General features: G+C 36.7%; 23 protein-coding genes and 5 tRNA genes. 26 read left to right on the forward strand and 2 right to left on the reverse strand.

All coding sequences use genetic code 11. The features are described 5' to 3' along the window. Positions 1–3 precede the first annotated feature (3 nt). The 5 genes from GWK10_RS14535 to rpsU all read left to right on the forward strand — a co-directional run bounded on the left by GWK10_RS14535 (position 4) and on the right by rpsU (position 5,221). The gene (locus GWK10_RS14535; RefSeq protein WP_164033102.1) at positions 4–1,011 is read left to right on the forward strand and encodes a potassium channel family protein; all 1,008 of its coding nucleotides are present in this window, start codon (positions 4–6) and stop codon (positions 1,009–1,011) included. 104 nt (positions 1,012–1,115) lie between these two features. Beyond that, positions 1,116–2,786 carry an alanine/glycine:cation symporter family protein gene (locus GWK10_RS14540; protein WP_164033103.1) on the forward strand — a complete coding sequence of 557 codons (1,671 nt, stop codon included), beginning with the start codon at positions 1,116–1,118 and terminating at the stop codon, positions 2,784–2,786. Positions 2,787–2,832: 46 nt separating this feature from the next. Then, positions 2,833–3,678 carry a ComEA family DNA-binding protein gene (locus GWK10_RS14545; RefSeq protein ID WP_164033104.1) on the forward strand — a complete coding sequence of 282 codons (846 nt, stop codon included), beginning with the start codon at positions 2,833–2,835 and terminating at the stop codon, positions 3,676–3,678. Positions 3,679–3,701: 23 nt separating this feature from the next. Further along, positions 3,702–4,886 carry an acyl-CoA dehydrogenase family protein gene (locus GWK10_RS14550; protein ID WP_164033105.1) on the forward strand — a complete coding sequence of 395 codons (1,185 nt, stop codon included), beginning with the start codon at positions 3,702–3,704 and terminating at the stop codon, positions 4,884–4,886. 140 nt (positions 4,887–5,026) lie between these two features. Next, positions 5,027–5,221 carry a 30S ribosomal protein S21 gene (gene rpsU / locus GWK10_RS14555; RefSeq protein WP_164033106.1) on the forward strand — a complete coding sequence of 65 codons (195 nt, stop codon included), beginning with the start codon at positions 5,027–5,029 and terminating at the stop codon, positions 5,219–5,221. 113 nt (positions 5,222–5,334) lie between these two features. Here the strand turns inward: rpsU and GWK10_RS14560 are convergent, their stop codons facing one another. Together GWK10_RS14560 and GWK10_RS14565 are read right to left on the reverse strand one after the other, a co-directional pair. Beyond that, positions 5,335–6,264 carry a YybH family protein gene (locus tag GWK10_RS14560; RefSeq protein ID WP_164033107.1) on the reverse strand — a complete coding sequence of 310 codons (930 nt, stop codon included), beginning with the start codon at positions 6,262–6,264 and terminating at the stop codon, positions 5,335–5,337. A gap of 15 nt (positions 6,265–6,279) precedes the next feature. Continuing rightward, positions 6,280–7,500, reverse strand: coding sequence for a hypothetical protein (locus tag GWK10_RS14565; protein ID WP_164033108.1), 1,221 nt, complete (start codon positions 7,498–7,500; stop codon positions 6,280–6,282). Positions 7,501–7,754: 254 nt separating this feature from the next. Between GWK10_RS14565 and GWK10_RS18655 the strand changes: the two genes are divergently transcribed. The 21 genes from GWK10_RS18655 to GWK10_RS14670 all read left to right on the forward strand — a co-directional run bounded on the left by GWK10_RS18655 (position 7,755) and on the right by GWK10_RS14670 (position 26,530). Further along, entirely contained in the window at positions 7,755–8,900 is a 1,146-nt protein-coding gene (locus GWK10_RS18655; protein WP_204263141.1) for a sensor histidine kinase, read from the forward strand. After that, positions 8,897–9,631: a LytR/AlgR family response regulator transcription factor gene (locus GWK10_RS14575; RefSeq protein WP_164033110.1), complete on the forward strand. Its 735-nt coding sequence runs from the start codon at positions 8,897–8,899 to the stop codon at positions 9,629–9,631. The genes GWK10_RS18655 and GWK10_RS14575 overlap by 4 nt, the downstream gene beginning before the upstream one ends. A gap of 63 nt (positions 9,632–9,694) precedes the next feature. Beyond that, positions 9,695–10,585, forward strand: a complete 891-nt coding sequence (locus GWK10_RS14580; protein WP_164033111.1) for a tyrosine-type recombinase/integrase — start codon at positions 9,695–9,697, stop codon at positions 10,583–10,585. A 38-nt stretch (positions 10,586–10,623) separates the two neighbouring features. Further along, the gene (gene hpf, locus GWK10_RS14585) at positions 10,624–10,929 is read left to right on the forward strand and encodes a ribosome hibernation-promoting factor, HPF/YfiA family (RefSeq protein ID WP_164033112.1); all 306 of its coding nucleotides are present in this window, start codon (positions 10,624–10,626) and stop codon (positions 10,927–10,929) included. Positions 10,930–11,027: 98 nt separating this feature from the next. Beyond that, a tRNA-Thr gene (locus GWK10_RS14590) sits at positions 11,028–11,101 on the forward strand. A gap of 71 nt (positions 11,102–11,172) precedes the next feature. Beyond that, a tRNA-Tyr gene (locus GWK10_RS14595) sits at positions 11,173–11,258 on the forward strand. A 47-nt stretch (positions 11,259–11,305) separates the two neighbouring features. Further along, a tRNA-Gly gene (locus GWK10_RS14600) sits at positions 11,306–11,378 on the forward strand. A 64-nt stretch (positions 11,379–11,442) separates the two neighbouring features. Further along, positions 11,443–11,514 (forward strand) — tRNA-Thr (locus tag GWK10_RS14605). A gap of 144 nt (positions 11,515–11,658) precedes the next feature. Further along, positions 11,659–12,846 (forward strand): elongation factor Tu, encoded by a 1,188-nt coding sequence (gene tuf, locus GWK10_RS14610; protein ID WP_164033113.1) that lies wholly within the window; start codon positions 11,659–11,661, stop codon positions 12,844–12,846. 108 nt (positions 12,847–12,954) lie between these two features. Continuing rightward, positions 12,955–13,027: transfer RNA gene (locus tag GWK10_RS14615), tRNA-Trp, on the forward strand. A gap of 59 nt (positions 13,028–13,086) precedes the next feature. Then, a complete protein-coding gene (secE, locus tag GWK10_RS18690) occupies positions 13,087–13,377 on the forward strand; it encodes a preprotein translocase subunit SecE (protein WP_164033114.1) in 291 nt (96 codons plus the stop codon). Positions 13,378–13,381: 4 nt separating this feature from the next. Next, complete coding sequence (gene nusG, locus GWK10_RS14625) at positions 13,382–13,933, forward strand: transcription termination/antitermination protein NusG (RefSeq protein ID WP_164033115.1); 552 nt, start codon at positions 13,382–13,384, stop codon at positions 13,931–13,933. Positions 13,934–14,007: 74 nt separating this feature from the next. Continuing rightward, positions 14,008–14,445 (forward strand): 50S ribosomal protein L11, encoded by a 438-nt coding sequence (gene rplK / locus GWK10_RS14630; protein WP_164033116.1) that lies wholly within the window; start codon positions 14,008–14,010, stop codon positions 14,443–14,445. A gap of 18 nt (positions 14,446–14,463) precedes the next feature. Beyond that, on the forward strand, positions 14,464–15,150 hold the full coding sequence (gene rplA / locus GWK10_RS14635) for a 50S ribosomal protein L1 (RefSeq protein WP_164033117.1): 687 nt from the start codon (positions 14,464–14,466) through the stop codon (positions 15,148–15,150). 24 nt (positions 15,151–15,174) lie between these two features. Beyond that, a complete protein-coding gene (gene rplJ / locus GWK10_RS14640; RefSeq protein WP_164033118.1) occupies positions 15,175–15,696 on the forward strand; it encodes a 50S ribosomal protein L10 in 522 nt (173 codons plus the stop codon). A 56-nt stretch (positions 15,697–15,752) separates the two neighbouring features. After that, positions 15,753–16,130 carry a 50S ribosomal protein L7/L12 gene (rplL, locus tag GWK10_RS14645; protein WP_164033119.1) on the forward strand — a complete coding sequence of 126 codons (378 nt, stop codon included), beginning with the start codon at positions 15,753–15,755 and terminating at the stop codon, positions 16,128–16,130. A gap of 133 nt (positions 16,131–16,263) precedes the next feature. Next, positions 16,264–20,073 (forward strand): DNA-directed RNA polymerase subunit beta, encoded by a 3,810-nt coding sequence (gene rpoB / locus GWK10_RS14650; protein ID WP_164033120.1) that lies wholly within the window; start codon positions 16,264–16,266, stop codon positions 20,071–20,073. Between the two features lie 84 nt (positions 20,074–20,157). Beyond that, positions 20,158–24,456: a DNA-directed RNA polymerase subunit beta' gene (rpoC, locus tag GWK10_RS14655; protein ID WP_164033121.1), complete on the forward strand. Its 4,299-nt coding sequence runs from the start codon at positions 20,158–20,160 to the stop codon at positions 24,454–24,456. A 153-nt stretch (positions 24,457–24,609) separates the two neighbouring features. Continuing rightward, positions 24,610–24,921, forward strand: a complete 312-nt coding sequence (locus GWK10_RS14660) for a DUF3467 domain-containing protein (RefSeq protein WP_164033122.1) — start codon at positions 24,610–24,612, stop codon at positions 24,919–24,921. Further along, positions 24,911–25,414, forward strand: a complete 504-nt coding sequence (locus GWK10_RS14665; protein ID WP_164033123.1) for a hypothetical protein — start codon at positions 24,911–24,913, stop codon at positions 25,412–25,414. The genes GWK10_RS14660 and GWK10_RS14665 overlap by 11 nt, the downstream gene beginning before the upstream one ends. Before the next feature lie 183 nt (positions 25,415–25,597). Then, positions 25,598–26,530 (forward strand): NAD-dependent epimerase/dehydratase family protein, encoded by a 933-nt coding sequence (locus GWK10_RS14670; protein ID WP_164033124.1) that lies wholly within the window; start codon positions 25,598–25,600, stop codon positions 26,528–26,530. The last annotated feature ends 155 nt before the right edge of the window (positions 26,531–26,685 follow it).

The raw sequence follows: 26,685 nt of genomic DNA on the forward strand, positions 1-26,685 counted from the left end.
TGTATGTTTAAGCTCTTTCGGTCAAAATTTGTCATAGCTCTTTCACTATTAATAGGTATTTATCTAATAGGAGTTATTGGATACCGATACATATCTGGTTTTGGATGGGTAGATTCTATGTTCATGACCATGATTACAGTAACCACTGTTGGGTTTTCTACAGTAGGTGAACTAGATCAGGCTTCAAAAATATTTACAATCTGTTTAATTGTAACTAGTGTTTTTATCTTCGGTTATGCGATTACTGTGATAACTGAATATATTTTTAGTAAGACCAATACCAAACTACTTAAAAAGAAAAAAATGAAGAAGATTATCGACCAATATCATGATCATGTCATTGTATGTGGTTATGGTAGAAATGGGCAACAAGCGGTTCAGAAGCTAATTACTTATGGTGAAAAATTTGTGGTTGTTGAATTGGATAAAGAGCTTGTTGATACGATTGATATAGAAGAAGTACCATTTGTATTAGGCAATGCCAATCACGATGAGGTTTTGCTGGAAGCTGGTATCGAGCGTGCAAAGTGTTTAATATCAGCATTACCAGATGATGCCGATAACTTATTTGTTGTGCTTTCAGCAAGGCAGTTAAATAAAGACCTTACCATTATTAGTAGAGCATCACAAGATACATCCTACAAAAAATTAAAATTGGCAGGAGCAAATAATGTGATCATGCCAGATAAAATTGGGGGAGATCATATGGCTTCCTTAGTTGTAGTTCCTGATTTAATTGAGTTTATTGATAATCTAAGTGTTATGAATGGCGATACCACTAATATTGAAGAAGTATCGGTTGAAGATTTGTACGACACCCATGAAGCGAAGACCATTAAAGGTCTCGACCTTAGAAATAAAACTGGCTGTACCATAATAGGTTTTAAAAAACCTGACGGATCCTACATAGTAAACCCTGAGGCTGAAACGGTTCTGTCTCCTAATACAAGCATTATCGTGCTTGGTCGCCCCGAGCAAATTAACGCACTGAATAAATTGTACGATATCTAAACAATTATATTTAACTGCCAAAATTTGGAAGTAAGCCGTAATTTTTAAGATATTGGCTCGCAGTTTTAATTAAACTAACAAAAACTTAACTCAAACATCAAATTATGAAGAAGCAGCTACTAGCACTATTTTCATTGCTTTTGCCCTTATTAACATTTGCACAAGAAGTCGAAGAAGAGGTCGGTCTTGATCAAAAAATCGATGAGGCTTTTAAGCCGGTTTCGGATTTCTTTTCTAATGTGATTTTCTTCGAAATCATGGGCACACCATTTGTCTTAATTCTATTGGTGGCCAGTGCTGCATTCTTTACAATCTATTTCGGGTTTCCTAATATCAGATTCTTCGGTAAAGCGATTAATGTGGTTCGTGGTAAGTATGATGAACTTGATCATCCGGTTGCAGAGGCCATGTATGGCGATTCTACACCAGGTGGTGATGCCATTGAAACTATTAGAGATGAAAGTAAAGAAGGAGAAGTTTCTCATTTTCAGGCATTGGCAACCGCAGTTTCAGGAACGGTTGGTAATGGTAATATTGCTGGGGTAGCATTAGCAATTGCATTAGGTGGTCCAGGTGCAACTTTCTGGATGATTGTTTGTGGTCTTCTTGGTATGTCAACCAAATTTGTGGAATGTACTTTGGGAGTTCAGTATCGTGATGTAGGTGAGGATGGTACCGTATATGGTGGCCCGATGTACTATATAAGTAAAGGTCTTAAAGATAAAGGATTTAAAACTCTTGGTAAGGTAGCTGCGGTACTATTTGCAATTTTCTGTATCGGTGGATCTTTTGGTGGTGGTAATGCTGCACAATCTAATCAAGCTACGATAGTTATAAAAGAAATGTTTGCCTGGGAAAGTACAGCAGCAGGTGCGCTAGTAGGTCTTGTTTTAGCAATTTTAGTAGGTATCATTATAATAGGCGGTATTAAGCGTATTGCATCAGTAACTGAAAAAGTGGTGCCGTTTATGGCGGTATTGTACGTACTTTGCTGTCTTTATATAATAGGTAGTAATTTCTCATTAATTGATGATGCAATTGGACTTATAGTTAAAGAAGCATTCAATCCTACTGCAATAGGAGTTGGTGGTTTTATAGGAGTATTATTGGTCGGTTTCAAGCGTGCTGCATTCTCTAATGAGGCAGGTGCTGGTTCGGCTTCAATCGCTCACTCGGCTGTAAAAACAAAATATTCAGCTTCTGAAGGTTTAGTAGCATTACTAGAGCCTTTTATTGATACAGTTGTTATCTGTACAATGACGGCATTGGTGATTATCATTTTCAACTTCGGTGAAGCTTTCGATTATGGTACTATACCAGGAGCCGTTGAACAAGCAGACGGTACTTTTAATGCCATTATTAATGGTATTACGTATACAGACGTAGAAGGTAAAGTGTTAATTGGCGGAGAGCTTAAGGAAGGTGCTGGAATTACATCCTCGGCCTTTGCTCAATATATTCCTTATTCAAATGTATTCTTAACGATTGCAGTCGTTTTGTTCGCTGTTTCAACTATGATATCATGGTCTTACTACGGATTGCAATCTTGGAAATTCTTATTCGGTAGAGGTAAAGCAGCAGATTTAACATACAAGTTATTATTCTTAACGTTTGTTGTAATTGGAGCAGCAGCAAGTATGGGATCGATTTGGGCATTCTCTGATGCAATGATCTTTGCGATGGTATTCCCGAATATGGTAGGATTATACTTCCTATTCCCAGTTGTTAAGAAACAGCTTAATCGCTATCTAGATGCAATAAAGAATAGGGCATAAGTTCTAGAGAATATATAAGATAAACTACTAATTCAAATAGTTCATTATGAAATCCCATTTTCAGTTCAGTAAAAACGAACGAAATGGGATTTTCTTTTTGATTTTACTTATAGTAGTATTACAACTAATCTATTGGTTTGTTGATTTCTCTCAGGATGAACAACTAGTGGTTAATAGTGAAATAGAATTACTTAATCGGCAGATAGATTCGTTTTCAGCTTTACAGCCGGTTAAAAAAGCCTTCACTTATAATCCGAATTTTATTACTGAAGAGAAAGGCTATCAATTAGGACTTTCTTTAGACGAAATTGATAGGCTACATCGGTTTAGAGCAATAGGTAAATATGTCAATACCGCTGACGAGTTTCAACAAGTAACCCAGGTTTCTGATTCTGTTTTAAATACGATAAAACAAGACTTTCGATTTCCGAATTTTAAACCTCAAAAGAAAGGAACAAAAGCACTTCTGGTAAAGCCTAAAATAGCTATTGTAAAAGAAGATCTAAATAGCGTTTCTGAAAATGAACTAAAGGCAATATCAGGAATTGGAAATGCGCTTGCAGCTCGTATTATAAAATTTAGAACAGCATTAGGTGGCTTTCTAGTTGAAGATCAATTATACGATGTGTACGGATTAAAACCCGAAGTTGTTAATAAGGTAAAAGAACGATATTCGGTGTTCACAAAACCGACGATTGAAAGACTCAATATCAATGAAGTATCGGCTTATGAATTGTCTTCACTTGTTTATGTTAAATATAGTCTTGCTAAGAAGATAGTGGCTTATCGCGATTCAGTAGGTACATTTGAGTCCATTGATCAATTAACAAAAATTGAAGGATTCCCCACAAACAAGATCGAGAGAATTCGATTATATTTGTTAGTAGATTAAAATTGCTTTAAAAATAATTGCCCATGTACTTTACTGAAGAGCACAATGCATTTCGTGATAGCTTAAAGGACTTTCTAAAACGTGAGGTGAGTCCACATATCGAAAAATGGGAAAAAACGGGAGATATTGATCGCTTTATCTGGGAGAAATTCGGAGAAATGGGCTACTTCGGATTGGCATACCCTGAGGAATATGGGGGACTAGATCTTGATTTTTTCTATACAGTAATTTTATTGGAGGAACTTCAAAAAATAAATTCTGGAGGTTTTGCTGCTGCTATTTGGGCGCATGCTTATTTGGCAATGACACATTTAAAATCAGAGGGCGATCATCATATTAAGGAAAAGTATTTAGCACCTAGTATAGAAGGTACAAAAATAGGTTGTCTTTGTGTTACAGAACCTTTTGGAGGATCGGATGTCGCAGGAATGCGATCGACGGCAGTAAAACAAGGAGATCATTACATCTTAAACGGATCGAAAACCTTTATTACCAACGGTGTCTATAGTGACTATTTAGTAGTTGCTGCTAAAACAGCACCTGAGTTAGGAAATAAAGGCATCAGCATATTTGTGATCGATCGTGATAGTGAAGGTCTGTCTGCAACTAAATTAGATAAGCTTGGGTGGCGCGCCTCGGATACCGGTGAAATTGCATTTGATAATGTAAAAGTACCTGCTGAGAATTTAATGGGAGATGAAAACAAAGGGTTTTCGTATATCATGCAGCATTTTGCATCGGAACGACTAATTATGGGAATTAATGCCCATGCCCGATCAGAATATGCGATTGAATATACACTAGATTATATGTCGCAGCGTACTGCATTTGGTACTACTATTGATAAATTTCAAGCGCTACGTCATAAAATTGCTGAGCACGCCGCTGAGGTAGAAATGTGCAAGGAGTTTAATTACGCAACAGCCCGCAAGTTAGATCAGGGGGTATACGCTGTTAAAGAAGCGACAATGTCTAAACTAATCTCTACTAAAATCGCTGATCAAGTTGCTTATGATTGCCTACAATTTTTAGGTGGTTATGGCTATATGGAAGAATATCCTATGGCTCGTTTGCTTCGCGATAGTCGATTAGGCCCGATTGGCGGGGGAACATCTGAGATACTTCGAGAAATTATAGCCAAGATGATTATAGATAAGAAAGAGTACAAAGCACCCGTTATTGATCAAAAAGAGTTGGCGGGTAAATAGTTTTCAGATAGTTTTTGCACCTTATGTAAGGGGTTTGTAATAAGCTTGTAATCTTATTTTAATTTTTTCTCTTTTTTGTTATTGATATTTAATTTTAAGTGTATCTTTGCCGCCTTATAACTAATGAAAGGAGGTGTCTTATGTTAATAATACCAATAAAAGAAGGAGAAAACATCGATAGAGCGCTAAAGCGTTTCAAGAGAAAATTCGATCGTACGGGGACTATGCGTCAGCTGCGTTCTAGAAAACAATTCACTAAGCCTTCTGTCGTAAGAAGAGCACAAGTGCAAAAAGCTCAGTATATTCAGGGCTTAAGAGACCAGGAAGACATTTAGTCTAAAGTACGGTTCTTAATTTTTAAAGTTCGATCCTTCTCTTATAGGATCTAATCATATATAATCCGCTAGTGTTTATCGCTAGCGGATTTTTTATATTCCTAAATTCAAGGCTAAAATTGATCTATATGGAATCCGATTAGCCTTTTTCTCTTTAAAGATCCATCAGCTTGTCTTCGCCAATAAACGGTATTCGTTCCGGATGTTTTACCTGAGAATTCTGGGACGGTCCATTCAACATGAAATTTGACATATTTTATAAAACCGTCATTTACCTTTTTATAGTCATAGGTCCATATGCTTATACTATCAATGGTTACAGGGTTTTTGTAGTAATCTTCGTAGTAGGAAGTAAGATCATCTAAACCGTGAATACTTTGTTTTGCAATACCATAATAGTCAGCATCTTTCTGGTATAGACTCATTGCTTTCTCTACATTTCGTTCGCGAACTATTTTTTCGGTATAAGCGTCGTATGCGAGTAATTCGGGAGGGATAAGCTTTCCATTTCTACTTTGAGTAGTTGTTGGTAGTTTACGAAATTCTTCAACCACTTGAGATTTATAATCATCAATTTTATGAAAATAGCCATAAGATTCTGACTGAAGTTTGAGATCTCCATTTTTCTGCGGAGTCCATATATTCCAATATTTTCCTTCTTGTTCTTTTAGATTTTCAAAGGTTTTTGTAAAGGTTCCTATTTCAAGAATTTGCGAACCAAGATCAAGAATTTCTTTAGTAGTTTTTTTATATGTTTTTAATGTGTGTCTTTCAAATATGGTATTATAAAATTTTAATATATCTCGTTTTCCATCAATAATTGTATGAAACTCTGTTAATAATAATGCATCATTAGTATATAAGTGCTCTACTGGTTCAAAGTTCTTGGTTTTAGCTGCTTCAATTAGTTTGCGATTGAGTTCGTCAATTCTAGATTCGATGGCAATCCTATTCTGTGTTTCTTTTTTGCTTTGCGCATTGCCATTGTCGCATCCATAAATAATAGCGAATAAAAGGATGAGTATTCCTAAACTTTTGTTCATGATTCTATAATTAGTTTATTGATTATTAGATGACATGTTATATATGACCTTCCAGATTTTTAATATGCCGTTCTTATTTTTCTTAAATACAAAAAGATTTTTTGTTGAAAATGGAATTGTTTCTTGACTATTTTTTTTAGAGAAGGAACCGTTCACCGCTCCTCGCATAATTACAGTATCTTCATAGGAGAGTATGTCAATGATATCATGTTTCATTGTGATGTCGGTATTTTCTTTCTCGGCTTCTAAAAAATTGGCTAATTGTTTTTTACTTGTAATTGTGCTGTGGTTTGGCGCCATATGAATAAGATCTTCTGACCAAACATCTAATTTCTCTTGAAGTGTTGTTTTCTTGTTATCAAGTACATTAAGGATATTCTGAATCTTTTGTTTTACAAAATGATCTTTGTCTACACGAATGAAGCTGCCGCCATAAAAATCTCCAGTTTTTGTGCCTGATTGATCATATTGAATTGATTCTAAAACATATTCATCATCGTTTACCCAATTATAATGATATAATCGATATGTGTTTTTAGGCTCGCCCTCGAATGCAATTTTTAGCGATACATTACCCTCCTTAGTAATGGAGCCCTTTCCAATACCGCTTCTATAGGGAAGAAAACTTGATAAATGGTTCACTTTTTTTTGCTTATGGTTATAAACCCATAATATATGGCCTCGGGCTGATGGAGCGTTTACAGTCCAAAGCAAACTATTGTCTGTATTTAATTCTTTGCAAACTGTTTGGTGCTCATATATTTTTAGTTGTGTTGTTTCATCTTTATTACCCTGTTCCCAGCTATTGTCTTTTAAGCTCCATGTCCCAATAAATTTTTCAAAAGGATTTCCTGGTCTTGACTCATAATTGAATTCTGCTTCATAAGTAGTTGTAGTTCCAGGTTCCAATCTAAGTTTTCGTGCATCTCCTTTTTCCCATTCCACTTGGTTAAGAACAAATTTGAAGTAAACATCTGTTTTTGTTTTTATAGGGAAGTTTATGGTTACGGTATATATACCATCACCGTTATTATCTTTTAAAAGAATATCATTTACCCAAGTTAAGGGCATGCTGCTTCCTCTAATGCCAATATGAAGTGAATTATCTTTCGTAGCTTCTTTAATAGTTTTTGCTGATAGATTAAATAATACTGAGGCCTCTTGTGCAGTACTTGTTTGATGAGTATTGCAAATACAGAATAGTATTACTATGTATAAATTATTTAGTTTGAACATGAACTATTGCTGTTTCTTGATTTCAATATCAAAGTAAATGGTAGTCTGACCATTTATAAAACTCAAAATGATATAAAGCCTAGTTTAATTGACAAAGCTTTCGTTTAAGTGTTTAATTGATCTAAGTAGCGGAAAGTATTTAGAAAAAGACGTTGATCATCATTCAGTAAACGTTGGTCACTAGGAGCTATCCATTGCTATATAATTAACCCTAATAATAACTTATTTGTGTAGCTTTACTGAAAATGTATCTCGTGTTTAATTGGCTTTATAGATATAAAATTTATCACATATTCTTTTGGATTGCTTATCATTTTGGATGGTGGACAATAGCTTCGGGAAGTGCAGCAGATACATTTCATAACGCATTTTTTCCTCCCTATAACATAAAGTTTTTGTTTTATGTGGTTTTTCAGGCGCTTGCGGTTTATTTCAATTTATATTATTTAATACCTAAGTTCTTGGCAAAATCAAAGTACATAGCGTATGTGCTATTATTGGGTACTAGTATTTTTTTATGTTGTGTCTTTATTATTAGTGGATATTATTTGACAGCTTCGATATTCGATACAAGTTTTGAAGAGCTATTCAAGATCAATAGGGGCGACTATTTAGAGTTGTTCAAATCGAATGCTTTGCCATCAACAATTGCTAGTATGACTCTTGCAATGAGTATTAAGCTTTGTAAAAACTGGATTGAAACCAGAAATCGAGAGCTTGAATTGGCTAGTGAAAAAGTAGAAACGGAATTAAAATTTTTAAAATCACAATTTAACCCTCATTTCTTATTTAATACTATAAACTCAATTTTTGTATTAATTCACAAAAATCAGGATATGGCCTCAGAATCTTTGGCCAAGTTTTCTGATTTAATGCGCTATCAACTTTACGAATGTAATGAGTCATTTATCCCTTTGTATCGAGAACTAGAGTATTTACAAAACTTTATTGAATTAGGTAGTCTTCGATTAGATAATAATGTTATGGTGGAGATTCAAGTAGATAAACCTGAATATTCTAACTTGTATATAGCTCCATTTATATTGATGCCTTTTATTGAAAATTCATTTAAGCATGTTTCGCAACTTGATGAAATCGATAATTGGCTTAAAATTAATGTCAGTTTTGAAGCCCAATTACTCAGGCTTGAAGTAAGCAATAGTACAATGGGTGAAAGAGAGGTAGTAAATAAAATGTCAATGGATGGAGGTATCGGATTAGTGAATGTAAAAAGAAGGCTAGATTTAATATACCCTGATCAATACAAGTTAGAAATAAATGAGCAAGCAAACAGGTACAGTGTTCGTTTAGATATAGAATTAAGTACAGTAATATTAAACAATAATGAAGGTGTAGATAGTGAGCAATATTATATGAGGAAATTGATAAAACAACTATGAATCTCAAATGTGTAATTATTGATGATGAGCCTCTAGCTAGAGAATGTATCGCTAACTATGTTAGAGAACTAGACTTTTTAACTTTGGTGGGGGAAGGAAATAATCCTTTAGAGTTAATTAAAATAGAGGATAAGCATCAGATTGATTTGGTGTTTCTGGACATTCAAATGCCTGTAATGAATGGAATAACCTATCTAGAACAGACTAAAAGTCGCCCTATGGTTATACTTACCACGGCATATCCCAATTATGCGTTGGCGGGGTTTGAGTTTGATGTCGTTGATTATCTATTAAAACCAATTACTTTCAATCGTTTTTGTAAAGCAGTCACGAAGGCGAAACAACTTCAGCAATTTGCTTCAGATCATAATAAGAAGGATACTGCTCCTCAAAATTCTAGTGCGGACTATTTCTTCATTAAGAGTGATCGGAATTATGAAAAGATAATTCTTGATCAGGTTTTATATATAGAGGCTATGCAGAATTATGTGTCGTTTCATATGATGAATGAAAAAAAGCATATGGCACTATTTTCATTAAAAAGCGTTGAGGAAAAATTAAAAAACACTTCTTTTATTAGAGTTCATAAATCATATATTGTAGCAGCTGATAAAATTGATTCCATCGCTGACAATAAACTCAAGCTAGGGTCTGTGCAAATTCCAATTGGCAGAAATTATAAAGAAGTCATCACTAAAGAGGTGCTTGGAAATAAGATATTGAAAAAATAGAAAGCTTTTAAATTTATTAATTACTTTTTGTTGTACTATTATAGGTGTATATAAACGTATTTTATGCTGTTTACAGCTTTTGCAGATTATCTAAAACTAGAAAGGAATTATTCCGATCATACCTTAAAGGCATATTTAAGAGATCTTGAGGCTTTTTCTAGTTTCTCTATGTCCTCGTTCGATGTGAATAATATTGATGATGTAAATTACGCTCAAATAAGAAGTTGGATTATCTCTTTGGTCGACGATGGAATTTCGAATAACAGTATCAATAGAAAAATAGCATCCTTAAAAGCCTACTACAAATTCCTTTTAAAAATAAAAGAGATTGAAGTTAACCCGCTAGCAAAGCATCGCGCATTAAAGACCCCCAAAAAAATACAAGTCCCATTTTCTAGAGAAGAGATGAACACTTTAGATGATCTTGTTTTTGAAGATACTTTTGAAGGAAAGCGAGATCGACTAATTATAGAGCTTTTATATGCAACAGGAATGCGCCGTGCAGAGCTTATTAATTTGACATTAGATGCCGTAGATGTAGCAAATAAACAATTAAAGGTCTTGGGCAAACGAGATAAAGAGCGCTACGTACCTGTTTTACAGACAATTATAAATTTAATTAATGATTATGTTGATGAACGTAGTAAAATAGCCACAGGTCAGTCAGATAATTATCTACTACTTACCAAAAAGGGGTTAAAATTGTACGACACTCTTGTTTATCGGGTAATAAATAACTATTTTAGTAAGGCATCTACAAAAGCTAAGAAGAGTCCTCATATCCTGCGCCATACGTTCGCGACTCATATGCTTAACCAGGGTGCAGATTTAAACGCTGTAAAAGAATTATTGGGGCATGCCAGCCTCGCTTCGACTCAGGTGTATACTCATAATAGTATGGAAGAACTTAAAAAAGTGTATTCCAATTCACATCCGAGGAACGAGAAAAAATAGTTTTTTCAGTTTTTGTCTAACCACTAAAAATACTTCATATGCAAGTAAACACTCATTCCGTAAACTTTACAGTAGACAGTAAGTTAGTTTCATTTATTCAAAGACGAATGGATAAGCTAGAAAGTTTTTATGATCAGGTTATAAATTCTGATGTTTATTTAAAAGTTGAAAATACCAGTGACAAAGCTAACAAAATCGTAGAGGTAAAAGTTGCTGTTCCTGGTGATGAATTTATAGTAAAAAAAACCTGTAAATCTTTTGAAGAGGGTATAGATATGGCTACAAGTTCGTTAGGCAGAGTGTTATTAAAAAGGAAAGAAAAATTAAGGTCATATGCTAGATGATATTTTTTTTAAATTTTGTTTTGTTTAAATCAAAATTTATCTACATTTGCAGTCCGTTAGAAATAGCGGACTTTTTTATGGCTAAAAAGTACTAAAAAGCCGATGTAGCTCAGCTGGCTAGAGCAGCTGATTTGTAATCAGCAGGTCGTGGGTTCGAGTCCCTCCATCGGCTCTAAATTTTGAAATTTTAAAATCGATTTTTTCGATTGAAAAATGTTCATTTACATATTGAAAATACCAATCGGGGAGATACTCAAGCGGCCAACGAGGACAGACTGTAAATCTGTTGGTTTTTACCTTCGCAGGTTCGAATCCTGCTCTCCCCACCATAATTTTTGCTTAGCAAAAATTTGAATTTGCATTTTTTTGTAAAAATGCGGGAGTAGCTCAGTTGGTAGAGCGTCAGCCTTCCAAGCTGAATGTCGCCGGTTCGAACCCGGTCTCCCGCTCTAAATTCCTGCGAAGGCAGGAATCTCACCCCGATTATTTGGGTGGAGAAAGTAAACACTTTACGCCGACGTAGCTCAGGGGTAGAGCGTTTCCTTGGTAAGGAAGAGGCCACGGGTTCAAATCCCGTCGTTGGCTCAAAAAAAATTGCGTTTTAACGCTAAAAAAAGAGGGTGCAGACTGCCCTCAATTGTCGTTTTTGATAATTACCTAGTCTGATAACAAGGATTAGTAAATTAAGAACACTAATATATTTTAACTAAGATTAAATAATTTAAAATCATGGCAAAGGAAACTTTTGATCGTTCCAAACCGCACCTTAATATCGGTACCATTGGACACGTAGATCACGGTAAAACTACTTTAACTGCTGCTATTACTAAGGTATTATCAGATGCTGGTTTGTCTGAGGTAAGAGACTTCGATCAGATTGATAATGCTCCTGAAGAAAAAGAAAGAGGTATTACAATTAACACGTCTCACGTAGAGTACGCTACAGCTAACCGTCACTACGCTCACGTTGACTGTCCAGGTCACGCGGATTACGTAAAGAACATGGTAACTGGTGCTGCTCAAATGGACGGTGCTATCTTGGTAGTTGCGGCTACTGATGGTCCTATGCCACAAACTCGTGAGCACATCCTTCTTGGTCGTCAGGTAGGTATTCCTCGCATCGTTGTTTTCTTGAACAAAGTTGACATGGTAGATGATGATGAGCTTTTAGAGCTTGTTGAAATGGAAGTACGTGAACTATTAAGTTTCTACGAATATGACGGTGATAATGGTCCTGTAATTGCTGGTTCAGCATTAGGTGCATTAAACGGTGAGCAAAAATGGGTAGATACAGTAACTGAATTAATGGCTGCTGTTGATAGCTGGATTGAGCTTCCTAAGCGTGATGTTGAAAAAGATTTCTTAATGCCAATTGAAGATGTATTCTCTATTACAGGTCGTGGTACTGTTGCAACAGGTCGTATTGAGACTGGTGTAGCAAATACAGGTGATGCTGTAGATATCATCGGTATGGGTGCCGAGAAATTAGCTTCTACTATTACTGGTGTTGAGATGTTCCGTAAGATCCTTGACAGAGGTGAAGCTGGTGATAACGTAGGTATCTTATTAAGAGGTATTGAGAAAACTCAAATCTCTCGCGGTATGGTAATTACTAAGCCTGGTTCTGTAACTCCTCACGCTAAGTTTAAAGCAGAGGTTTATATCCTTAAAAAAGAAGAAGGTGGGCGTCACACTCCATTCCATAATAACTACCGTCCTCAGTTTTACGTACGTACAACTGATGTAACTGGAAACATTGCGCTTCCTGATGGAGTTGAAATGGTAATGCCTGGAGATAACTTGACTATTACTGTTGATCTTATTCAGCCTATTGCAATGAATATTGGTCTGCGTTTTGCTATCCGTGAAGGTGGTAGAACTGTAGGTGCTGGTCAGGTAACTGAAATTCTAGACTAATATCTCGTAAAGAGATTGAGTGTATAAAGTAAGGTGTCCCGATAAAATCGGGATGCCTTTCTAAGTAAATAAAGTTGGGTTGGTTTCTTATAGATTCCAACCTTATTTACGGGTTTAGCTCAGTTGGTAGAGCACTGGTCTCCAAAACCAGGTGTCGGGAGTTCGAGCCTCTCAACCCGTGCTAAGAAAGAAAAAGAAATCGCATTGGAAGTGTGGTTGAATTGAAAATATATTGAACTAATGAGCGTGATTACATACATTAAGGAATCGTTTGGAGAATTAAAGAACAATGTGACTTGGACCCCTTGGGCAGAGGCGCAAAACCTAACCATTGTGGTTGCTGTTTTTTCAATCATTTTCTCATTGTTTGTATGGATTGTTGATATGGCTTTTGGAGATGTGATTTCAGGTAATCTCATTGAGGCATTTACTAACGGGGATATTCCAATTACAGGAGCTCATATACGGAACGTAGTCGTTATTGCGATTATCGCTTTTGTTGTAGCAACGCAAACCACTAAAAAGAAGTAAGAAGATGGCTGAGGTTGGTGTAAAAAAATGGTACGTTGTTCGCGCCGTAAGCGGACAAGAAAATAAGATTAAAAATTACATCGAAAATGAGATCACTAGACTTGGTTTAGGTGATTTTGTTGAAGAGGTGCTTGTGCCAACTGAAAAGGTGGTGCAAATACGTAATGGTAAAAAGGTAAATAAGGAGCGTACTTATTTTCCTGGCTACATTATGGTAAAAGCTAACTTAAGTGGAGAGATTCCTCACATTATCAAATCAATCACAAACGTAATTGGTTTCTTAGGTGAAACTAAAGGTGGTGATCCTGTGCCATTAAGACAATCGGAAGTAAACCGAATGTTAGGTAAGGTTGATGAGTTGGCAGTACAAACTGATAGCGTTGCTATTCCATTTGTAATGGGTGAAACCGTTAAAGTAATTGACGGGCCATTTAATGGATTTAATGGTACAGTTGAAAAAATTAATGAAGAGAAGCGCAAGTTAGAGGTGATGGTGAAGATTTTTGGCCGTAAGACACCACTTGAGCTTAGCTACATGCAAGTAGAAAAAATATAATTGTTACATATTATATAAGGTAGGTCGCTCTAGCTTCCAAACAATGAGGGGCATACCAATCTAAATTAAGTAAAATGGCAAAAGAAGTTGACAAAGTAGTTAAATTACAAGTTAGGGGAGGTGCTGCGAATCCGTCGCCACCGGTTGGACCCGCTTTAGGTGCTGCTGGTGTGAACATCATGGAGTTCTGTAAGCAATTTAATGCAAGAACCCAAGATAAACCTGGAAAAGTACTTCCGGTTGCGATCACCGTTTACAAAGACAAATCATTTGAATTTGTAATTAAAACAGCCCCTGCAGCAGTTCAGCTAATGGAAGCAGCTAAGATTAAAAAAGGATCTGGCGAACCAAACCGAAAAAAGGTAGCTAGTGTAAACTGGGACCAAGTTAGAGCAATTGCAGAAGATAAAATGGCAGATTTAAATGCCTTTACTATCGAATCTGCAATGAGTATGGTTGCTGGTACAGCAAGATCTATGGGTCTTAAAGTATCAGGTCCTAAACCTTTTTAATCTAGAAAAGAAAAGACAATGGGATTAACAAAAAAACAAAAAGAAGCCAGAGCAAAGGTTGACAAGAATACATTGTATTCTGTTGAAGACGCTTCCGCTTTGGTTAAAGAAATCACCAATGTGAAATTCGATGCTTCTGTTGATCTTGCAGTACGTTTAGGAGTAGATCCGCGTAAAGCAAATCAAATGGTACGTGGTGTAGTAACACTACCGCACGGTACTGGTAAAGATGTAAAGGTTTTGGCATTGGTAACTCCTGATAAAGAAGCAGACGCTAAAGAAGCGGGTGCTGATTTTGTAGGTCTTGATGAGTACCTACAAAAAATTAAGGACGGTTGGACAGATGTTGATGTAATTATCACTATGCCTAGTGTTATGGGTAAATTAGGACCATTAGGACGTGTCTTAGGACCACGTGGTTTAATGCCTAACCCAAAGACTGGGACAGTAACTATGGATGTTGCTAAAGCTGTGAAAGAAGTAAAAGCTGGTAAAATTGACTTTAAAGTTGATAAAACTGGTATCGTTCACGCTTCAATTGGTAAAGCATCATTTAGTGCTGATAAAATCGCGGGCAATGCTCACGAATTGTTATCAACATTAGAGAAGCTAAAGCCATCAACGGCAAAAGGTACTTACATGAAAAGTATCTCTATGTCTAGCACCATGAGTCCTGGTATAGCAATCGATCCGAAAACAGTTTAATTGGTAGTTTAAGATTTAGTAATCATGACAAGAGAAGAAAAATCACAAGTAATAGAAAACTTAACTGCGCAGTTAGCTGATAACTCAAATATCTATTTAGCAGATATTTCAGGATTAGATGCAGACACGACTTCAAAATTACGTCGTGCATGCTTTAAAGCTAATGTACAGTTAGCAGTAGTTAAAAACACATTGCTTGCAAAGGCAATGGAGGCTTCTGATAAAGATTTTGGTGATTTGCCAGAAACATTAAAAGGAAACACTTCTTTAATGTTATCTGAGGTAGGTAATGCGCCTGCTAAAGTGATAAAGGCATTTCGTAAGAAATCAGAAAAACCTGTTTTAAAAGGTGCTTTCGTAGAAGAAGCAATTTTTGTTGGTGACGACCAACTTGAAACCCTTTCAGAAATTAAGTCTAAAGAGGAGTTGATTGGAGAAGTTATTGGATTACTTCAATCGCCTGCTAAAAACGTTATCTCTGCACTTAAAGGTAGTGGTAGCAAATTATCAGGAATTCTTAAGACCTTATCAGAGAAAGAAGGTTAATAAAATAGTACGCACTTAGATTAAATTATATATTAAAAATTACAAAAACGATAGAAATGGCAGATTTAAAAGATTTTGCAGAACAGTTAGTTAACTTAACAGTAAAAGAGGTTAATGAATTAGCTGATATTTTAAAAGACGAGTACGGTATCGAACCTGCTGCTGCAGCTGTAGCTGTTGCTGCTGGTGGTGGTGCTGGTGGTGGCGAAGCTGCTGAAGAGAAAACAGAATTTGATGTTATCTTGAAAGCTGCTGGAGGCGCTAAACTTGCAGTTGTTAAACTTGTAAAAGAACTTACAGGTCTTGGTCTTAAAGAAGCTAAAGGCTTAGTTGATGAAGCGCCTAGCGCAATCAAAGAAGGTGTTTCTAAAGACGAGGCAGAAGGACTTAAGACTTCTCTAGAAGAAGCAGGAGCAGAGGTTGAGCTTAAGTAAGCTCGGCCAACGCCAATAGATTTTGGTTTAGGCCTTTTCTCGATGAATATCGGGATAAGGCCTAAACCCTTTTACGTATAAGTACATTTCTTATGCGACATTTTTTTCATTGTAATCAAAATATTGTCCATTGATGTTCAAAAATCAGACTGAAAGAGTAAATTTCGCCTCAGCTAAGAACACACCGGCATATCCGGATTTTCTTGACATTCAGATTAAATCATTTCAAGATTTCTTTCAATTAGAAACAAAATCTGAACAAAGAGGTAATGAGGGGTTGTACAACACCTTCATGGAGAACTTTCCAATTACGGACACCCGTAACCAATTCGTACTCGAATTTATTGACTATTTCGTTGATCCACCACGTTACTCTATACAGGAGTGTATCGAAAGAGGATTAACCTATAGTGTGCCATTAAAATCACGCCTAAAGTTATACTGTACTGATCCAGAACATGAAGATTTTGAGACAATAGTACAGGATGTGTACTTAGGAGTAATTCCTTATATGACACCATCAGGCACCTTTGTAATTAATGGTGCGGAGCGTGTTGTAGTATCACAGTTACACCGTTCTCCTGGTGTATTCTTTGGTCAGTCTTTCCACGCCAATGGAACCAAGTTGTATTCTGCCCGTGTAATTCCTTTTAAAGGGTCATGGATTGAATTCGCAACAGACATCAATAGCGTAATGTATGCGTATATTGATCGTAAGAAAAAATTACCTGTAACAACACTTTTCCGTGCGATTGGTTTCGAACGTGATAAAGATATTCTTGAGATCTTTGACCTTGCAGAAGAGGTTAAAGTATCTAAAAGCGGGCTTAAAAAAGTATTAGGTCGTAAGCTTGCTGCACGTGTTTTAAAAACATGGCATGAAGACTTCGTAGATGAAGATACTGGTGAAGTAGTATCGATTGAACGTAATGAAATCGTTCTTGACCGTGATACAGTTCTTGAAAAAGAGCATGTTGACGAGATCGTTGATGCTGATGTAAAAATCATTCTTCTACACAAAGAAAACTCACAACAAGGTGATTATGCAATTATCTATAACACTTTGCAAAAAGATCCTACCAACTCTGAAAAAGAAGCGGTAGAACATATTTACCGTCAACTTCGTAACGCTGAACCGCCAGATGAAGAGACTGCTCGTGGTATTATCGACAAGTTGTTCTTCTCTGACCAACGTTACAACTTAGGTGAAGTAGGTCGATATAGAATGAATAAAAAGTTAGGACTTGATATCGGGATGGATAAGCAAGTACTAACGAAATTAGATATAATTACGATTGTAAAATATTTGATTGAGCTTATCAACTCTAAAGCAGAGATTGATGATATCGATCACTTATCTAACCGTCGCGTACGTACTGTTGGTGAGCAACTTTCATCACAATTTGGTGTAGGTCTTGCTCGTATGGCTCGTACAATTCGTGAGCGTATGAACGTTCGTGATAACGAGGTGTTTACTCCGATTGATTTGATTAACGCTAAGACCTTGTCTTCAGTAATTAACTCGTTCTTCGGAACAAACCAGTTGTCTCAATTTATGGATCAAACGAATCCATTAGCAGAGATTACTCATAAGCGACGTCTATCGGCACTTGGACCTGGTGGTTTATCTCGTGAGCGTGCCGGTTTCGAGGTGCGCGATGTACACTATACGCACTATGGCCGTTTATGTCCTATTGAAACTCCTGAAGGTCCAAACATTGGTTTGATCTCTTCTCTTGGGGTATTTGCGAAAGTAAATTCAATGGGATTCTTAGAAACACCGTATCGTGAAGTAAAAGATGGTGTTGTTGATACTTCAGAATACAGATACCTTAGTGCAGAGGAAGAAGAAGGTAAGCGTATTGCACAAGCCAATATTCCAATCGATGGCAAAGGTAAGATTCAGGAAGAGCGGGTTATTGCTCGTGAGGAAGGTGACTTCCCAGTAGTTGATCCTTCTGAGGTTCACTATACAGATGTAGCGCCAAATCAGATTGCTTCTATCTCGGCTTCGTTAATTCCATTCTTAGAGCATGATGATGCGAACCGTGCTTTAATGGGATCGAATATGATGCGTCAGGCAGTTCCTTTATTACGCCCTGATTCTCCGATTGTAGGTACTGGTCTTGAAAGACAAGTAGCTTCTGATTCTCGTGTATTGATCAATGCTGAGGGTGATGGTGTTGTAGAGTATGTAGATTCTAACATGATCACAATTAACTATGATCGTTCTGAGCGTGAACAGTTAGTGAGCTTCGATAGCGATAGTAAGAGCTACAATCTTATTAAGTTTAGAAAAACAAATCAAGGTACTTCAATTAATCTAAAACCAATTGTTGCTAAAGGCGACAAGGTGAAAAAGGGACAAGTACTTTGTGAAGGCTACGCAACGCAATCTGGTGAATTAGCACTAGGGCGTAACATGAAAGTAGCCTTCATGCCTTGGAAAGGATATAACTTTGAGGATGCGATTGTAATCTCGGAAAAAGTGGTGCGTGATGATATTTTCACCTCGATCCACATTGATGAGTACTCGCTAGAAGTTAGAGATACAAAATTAGGTAACGAAGAGTTAACCAACGATATACCAAACGTTTCAGAAGAGGCTACTAAGGATCTTGATGAGCATGGTATGATTCGTATTGGTGCTGAAGTAAAGCCTGGTGATATTCTTATTGGTAAGATCACTCCTAAAGGAGAATCGGATCCTACGCCAGAAGAAAAATTACTTCGTGCAATCTTCGGTGATAAAGCTGGTGATGTAAAAGATGCATCTTTAAAAGCATCTCCATCATTACGTGGTGTAGTTATCGATAAAAAATTATTCGAAAGAGCAATTAAAGACAAGCGCAAGCGTGCTCAAGATAAAGAAGATATCGCTGCACTTGATATGTCTTACAACTCTAAGTTTAACGAATTACGTAACACACTTATCGATAAGTTGTTTGGTGTTGTTAATGGCAAAACTTGTCAAGGAGTTCAAAATGACTTAGGTGAAGAGATTCTTCCAAAAGGAAAGAAATACACCCTTAAGATGCTTAATGCTGTAGATGATTACAATCACTTAACAGGTGGTGTGTGGACTACAGATAAAGAGTCTAATGAATTAGTAGCTGATTTAATTCACAACTACAAGATCAAAGAAAACGATCTTCAAGGTGCATTACGTCGCGATAAGTTTACTATTTCAGTAGGGGATGAACTTCCTTCAGGAATTATCAAACTAGCTAAAGTTTATATTGCTAAAAAGCGTAAGCTTAAAGTAGGTGATAAAATGGCGGGTCGTCACGGTAACAAAGGTATTGTTGCACGTATTGTTCGTCAAGAAGATATGCCATTCTTAGAAGATGGTACACCAGTTGATATCGTGTTGAACCCGCTAGGTGTACCATCACGTATGAACATTGGTCAAATTTATGAAACGGTATTAGGTTGGGCCGGTCAAAAAATTGGTAAGAAGTTCGCTACTCCAATTTTTGATGGTGCTTCACTTGATCAAATCAATGAACTAACTGACGAAGCTGGCATTCCGAGATTCGGTCACACTTATCTATATGATGGTGGTACTGGAGATCGTTTTGACCAACCTGCAACAGTTGGTGTGATCTATATGTTAAAATTAGGTCACATGGTTGACGATAAGATGCACGCACGTTCTATCGGACCATACTCATTAATTACGCAACAGCCATTAGGTGGTAAAGCACAGTTTGGTGGTCAGCGTTTTGGTGAGATGGAAGTTTGGGCTCTTGAAGCCTACGGAGCGTCAAGCACACTACGTGAGATCTTGACTGTTAAATCGGATGATGTTATTGGTCGTGCCAAAACATACGAAAGTATCGTGAAAGGTGAGCCAATGCCAGAACCAGGTTTACCAGAATCATTTAACGTATTGATGCATGAACTTAAAGGTCTTGGTTTAGATATCAGACTGGAAGAGTAGGTAAGCATTTTGATGTCACACTGAGCGCAGTCGAAGTGAGACATCAGCTTTAAATCAAATTAAAAATTTATATCACCATATACAATGGCTAGAAATAAAGATAAGAATACACCAAAAAGATTTGACAAGATCTCAATCGGATTAGCATCTCCTGAAGCAATTTTAGGTGAATCAAGAGGCGAAGTGCTAAAGCCGGAAACGATTAACTACCGTACCCACAAACCAGAGCGTGACGGACTTTTCTGTGAGCGTATTTTCGGTCCTGTAAAGGATTACGAATGTGCTTGTGGTAAGTATAAGCGTATTCGCTATAAGGGTATCGTTTGTGATCGTTGTGGTGTAGAAGTAACAGAAAAGAAAGTACGTCGTGATCGTGTAGGACACATTAATCTTGTGGTTCCTGTAGCACACATCTGGTACTTCCGTTCGTTACCAAATAAAATAGGATACCTTCTTGGATTACCATCTAAGAAACTGGATATGATCATTTACTACGAGCGTTATGTAGTAATTCAACCAGGTATTGCTAAAAACGAAGAAGGTGAACCATTACAAAAAATGGATTTCCTTACTGAGGAAGAGTACTTGAATATTCTTGAAACAATTCCACAGGAAAATCAGTATTTAGAAGATAGCGATCCGAACAAATTCATCGCCAAAATGGGTGCTGAATGTTTGATAGAGTTATTACAGCGTATCGATCTAGATGAGCTATCATTCCAATTGCGTCATAAAGCAAATACGGAAACATCTAAGCAACGTAAAACAGAAGCATTAAAGCGTCTTCAAGTTGTTCAGGCGTTGCGTGAGGCAAATAACAATCGTGAGAACCGCCCAGAGTGGATGATCATGAAAGTTGTTCCTGTAATTCCACCAGAATTACGTCCGTTAGTGCCGTTAGATGGTGGTCGTTTTGCAACATCAGATTTAAATGATTTATACCGTCGTGTGATCATTCGTAATAACCGTTTAAAGCGTTTGGTTGAGATCAAAGCGCCAGAGGTTATTTTGCGTAATGAGAAACGTATGTTACAAGAATCAGTAGATTCATTATTTGATAACACACGTAAAGCATCGGCTGTTAAGACCGATTCTAATCGTCCGCTTAAATCATTATCCGATTCATTAAAAGGTAAGCAAGGACGTTTCCGTCAAAACTTACTTGGTAAGCGTGTTGATTATTCTGCACGTTCGGTAATTGTTGTTGGGCCAGAATTAAAATTATTTGAATGTGGTCTGCCAAAAGATATGGCAGCGGAATTATACAAGCCGTTCATCATTAGAAAACTAATCGAACGTGGTATTGTAAAAACCGTAAAATCTGCTAAGAAAATTATAGACAGGAAAGAGCCTGTTGTTTGGGATATTCTTGAAAACGTATTAAAAGGACACCCGGTATTACTAAACCGTGCTCCTACGCTTCACCGTCTAGGTATTCAGGCTTTCCAGCCAAAACTTATTGAAGGTAAAGCAATCCAGTTACACCCATTAGTGTGTACGGCATTTAATGCGGATTTTGATGGTGACCAGATGGCGGTACACTTACCTTTAGGGCCAGAGGCGATCTTAGAAGCGCAGCTTTTAATGTTAGCATCTCATAATATCTTGAACCCTGCAAACGGATCACCGATCACGGTACCGTCTCAGGATATGGTATTAGGTCTGTATTATATGACCAAGCTTCGTAAGTCGACTAAAGAGTACAAAGTGAAGGGTGAAGGCCTAACATTCTACTCTGACGAAGAGGTGACAATGGCTTATAACGAAGGTGTAGTAGAATTGAATGCAGGTATCAAAATACGTGCGAAAGATTTTAATGAAGCTGGTGAGTTAGTACCACAAATTATTGAGACTACTGTAGGTCGTGTACTTTTCAACGAAAAAGTGCCGGAAGCTGCAGGTTTCATTAACAAGGTATTGACTAAAAAAGCACTTCGTGATATCATTGGTGATGTATTAAAAGCAACCGATGTTCCTACGACTGCAGCTTTCTTAGATGAAATCAAAGGTTTAGGATACGGATTTGCATTTAGAGGTGGATTATCATTTAGTTTAGGTGATATTATTATTCCACCAGAAAAACAAAAAATGATTGATGAGGCTAATGGTCAAGTAGGTGGAATTATTTCTAACTACAACATGGGTCTTATTACAAATAATGAACGATACAATCAGGTAATTGATATATGGACTTCAACAAACGCGAACTTGACTGAATTGTCAATGAAGCGTATTAGCGAAGACCAGCAAGGATTTAACTCGGTATTCATGATGCTTGATTCTGGAGCACGTGGATCGAAAGAGCAGATTCGTCAGCTTACTGGTATGCGTGGTTTGATGGCAAAGCCTAAAAAATCGACTGCTGGTGGTGGTGAAATTATCGAAAACCCGATTCTTTCTAACTTTAAAGAAGGACTATCGATTCTTGAATACTTTATCTCTACTCACGGTGCACGTAAAGGTCTTGCAGATACCGCCCTTAAAACGGCGGATGCAGGTTACTTAACACGTCGTCTAGTAGATGTATCTCAAGATGTAATTATCAATATCGAAGACTGTCATACACTTCGCGGTGTGCTTGTAGAGCCATTAAAGAAGAATGACGAGGTTGTTGAAACATTAGGTGCTAGAGTACTTGGTCGTATTTCATTGCACGATGTGTACAATCCGCTTAATGAAGAGCTGATAGTTGCAGCTGGTGAAGAAGTTGATGAGGAGGCAGTGAAGCGATTAAACGAAAGTCCGCTTGATAGTCTTGAAGTACGTTCTGCATTAACATGTGAAGCGAAGAAAGGTATCTGTACTAAATGTTATGGTCGTAACCTAGCTACCGGTAAAATGGTACAGCGAGGTGAGGCAGTTGGTGTAGTAGCAGCGCAATCTATTGGAGAGCCTGGTACACAGTTAACACTTCGTACGTTCCACGTAGGTGGTATTGCAGGTAACATTTCAGAAGAGAATAAATTAGCAGTTAAGTTTGACGGTAAATTGGAAATCGAAGAACTTAAAACAGTTAAAAGTAAAGATGCTGAAGGTAACGATATCGATGTTGTAATCTCTCGTACTACTGAAGCGAAATTAATTGATAAGAAAACAGGAATTACACTAAGTACAAACAACGTACCTTACGGTTCTACCATTTTTGTGAAAGATGGACAGAGCCTAAAAGCAGGAGACGTTATTTGTCAGTGGGATCCGTATAACGGGGTAATTATTTCTGAATTCCCAGGTAAAATTGCTTATGAGAATATCGAACAAGGTGTAACATACCAAATCGAGATCGATGAGCAAACAGGATTCCAAGAAAAGGTAATTTCTGAATCACGTAACAAGAAACTAATTCCTACTCTATTAATTCAGGACAGTAAAGGTGAAACGCTTCGTTCGTACAACCTTCCTGTAGGAGCTCATATCATGGTCGATGACGGTGATAAGATCAAAGAAGGTAAAGTATTAGTTAAGATACCACGTAAATCGGCTAAGGCTGGTGATATTACTGGTGGTCTTCCAAGGGTAACTGAGCTTTTTGAAGCGCGTAACCCATCGAACCCAGCAGTAGTAAGTGAAATCGATGGTGTAGTATCCTTCGGTAAGATCAAGCGTGGTAACCGTGAGATTATTGTAGAAAGTAAACTAGGTGAAATCAAAAAGTACTTAGTAAAACTTTCAAATCAGATTCTTGTTCAAGAAAATGATTTTGTACGTGCAGGTATGCCATTATCTGATGGTTCAATTACGCCAGAGGACATCTTAAATATCAAAGGCCCATCGGCTGTACAACAATACCTAGTAAACGAGGTACAAGAAGTATACCGACTACAAGGTGTGAAGATTAATGATAAGCACTTTGAAGTAGTTGTACGTCAGATGATGCGTAAAGTGAAGATTCAAGATCAAGGAGATACTATTTTCTTAGAAAATCAACTAGTACACAAATATGACTTTATTGAAGAAAATGATGCCATTTTCGGTAAGAAGGTTGTAGAGGATGCTGGTGAATCTGAAAACTTGAAAGCAGGTCAGATCATTACTTCTCGTGAGTTAAGAGATGAGAACTCAATCTTACGTCGTGAAGACAAGAACTTGGTGGTAGCGCGTGATGCACAACCAGCAACAGCGACACCAATATTGCAAGGTATTACTAGAGCATCGCTACAAACTAAATCGTTTATTTCTGCGGCTTCCTTCCAGGAAACAACCAAAGTATTAAATGAGGCAGCAGTAAGCGGTAAAATAGATACCCTTGAAGGATTAAAAGAAAATGTAATTGTAGGACACAGAATCCCTGCCGGTACAGGTATGCGTGATTATGATAATATCATTGTAGGTTCGAAAGAAGAATATGATGAGATTATGGCTCGTAAAGAAGAATTAAACTTCTAAGCCTATCCTATAACTCATTTTAGGTATATAAAGCCCCGGCAGTATTGCTGGGGCTTTTTGTTTTCAAATGTTTGTGAATTAAATAACCAACCCTAAAACTCAAAATTCCCCTAAGCATCAATTATATTTGTTACGATAACAAAAGCATAATAAATGAGCGATCAGAAAAAAAAAGAACAGCAGATCAATATAGAGCTAGACGAAAAAATGGCCGAAGGGACCTATAGTAATCTAGCAATAATTAATCATTCCGTTTCCGAATTTGTGGTAGACTTTATAAGCATGATGCCTGGCGCACCAAAAGCGAAAGTAAAATCCCGAATTATCTTGACTCCGCAACATGCAAAGCGTTTGATGAAGGCACTTAGTGATAACGTAAGCCGATTTGAAAAAGCTCATGGCGCTATTAAAGACTATGAACAACCTCCAATTCCTTTGAATTTTGGTCCGACTGGTGAGGCTTAGATCCATTAGGAATATCTTACTACTATTACTTGGTGTAATCGTTGTTTCTTGTGCGGCAAATAAGGAACTTTCAAGGGAGAATGATGGTTTTGAATGGGGTGTAGATGAAGTAGAAATAGCGTCCAACGGAAAGGTGTTTATAGTTAATGAGCTTCGTTTTTATGAAATTAACTCTGCCAAAGATGCAATGTTATTGATGTTTCAGAATTATGGAAAATGGGATCGAAGAACAGAAGGCAAATATCAAGATAATATAAAACAACTTACTTGGGAAAGCATTGATTTATTTAGTGATAATACCTTATTTACCATTATTGCAGATGGAACTGAAACGACGTCTGATTATTTCGCTAGCCTAATTGTTTTTGATTCCAATGGGAATGATTGTCTAGCCAATGGATATCCATTGAGATATCGGATAATAGAATTATTTCAAGATAAAAAGAAGAGATTGGGTCTTAAGCAAGATATGTATCAAATCCTTAATGAATAACGAATCTTAAGTTGATCCTGGATTAAAAAGTGGACAAATTATATGTTGATATCTTAGTTATTCCGTAAAATGAACTTAACGTAATTTTATTGCAGTTAAAAGAGGCCAAGAATACAATAGCATCTCAAATAGTGAGATAAGATTTGGTTACGATTTTGATTTTTTAGTAACTCAAAGAAAAGAATGCAAACAATATTAGGAGCAAACGGAATTATTGGCGAGGAATTGGCGAAAGAGCTTTATGCTCGATATACCAAAGATCTTCGACTTGTCGGTAGAAATCCAAGAAAGGTTAATGATAGTGACGAGCTATTTAAAGCAGATTTATTAAACTTAGATGATGTAAAAAGAGCTGTTAGAGGGACTAAAATTGCCTATTTGACTGTAGGTTTGCCCTATAAATCAAATGTTTGGTTAACTGGCTGGGTTAGGATATTAGAAAACGTAATTATTGCTTGTAAAGAACAACAGTGCAAGCTGGTTTACTTTGATAATACCTATGCTTATTCACAAGATAGTTCAGTGCAAAAGGAAGATACACCTTTCGATACTGCTGGTAAAAAAGGGCTAGGCAAGAAAAGGGCTGCAGAACTATTGCTTTCTGCAATGGCAAGTAATGAAATTGAAGCAGTGATTTGTCGTGCACCGGAATTTTACGGCCCCGATAAGACTAAAGGAATTACCAATACCTTAATTTTTGAAAACTTGAAGGCTGGAAAAAAGCCGAAAGTATTCTTGAATGATAAAGTGCTTCGGACACTGATTTACACTCCAGATGCAGCAAAAGCAACTGCCCTTATAGGAAATAGTCCGGATACCTATGGACAAACTTGGCATTTACCGTGTGATGATAATCGTATGACCTATAAAGGTTTTATTGCTGAAATTTCGCAACAATTGAAGAGGGAAATAAAATATAGCATTTTAAATTCTTTTGTACTTAAAATCGTTTCGATATTTAACGAGAATGTGAAGGAGACTCAAGAATTATTTGCAAGATATCGAATTGACAATATTTTTGATTCTTCAAAATTCAAAAAACGATTTCCAGATTTTAAAGTGACAAGCTACAAAGAAGGTATCAGAAAAATTCTCGAAGATTATAAAATTAAGTGATTACCAATTTTACATAGTTTCGATTTCAGGACGAGTGATTTTTATTTGAACGTTAGTTAAAACAAAAATCGTATCGAGACCTCTTTATTTGAAATAACAAAATCCTATTAAAAAATTAAGTAAAATAGATATATCTTATGTTTTGAATTTCACAA

Origin of the sequence: Spongiivirga citrea (genome assembly GCF_010671565.1) — a bacterium.
Classification (GTDB): Bacteria; Bacteroidota; Bacteroidia; order Flavobacteriales; family Flavobacteriaceae; genus Spongiivirga; species Spongiivirga citrea.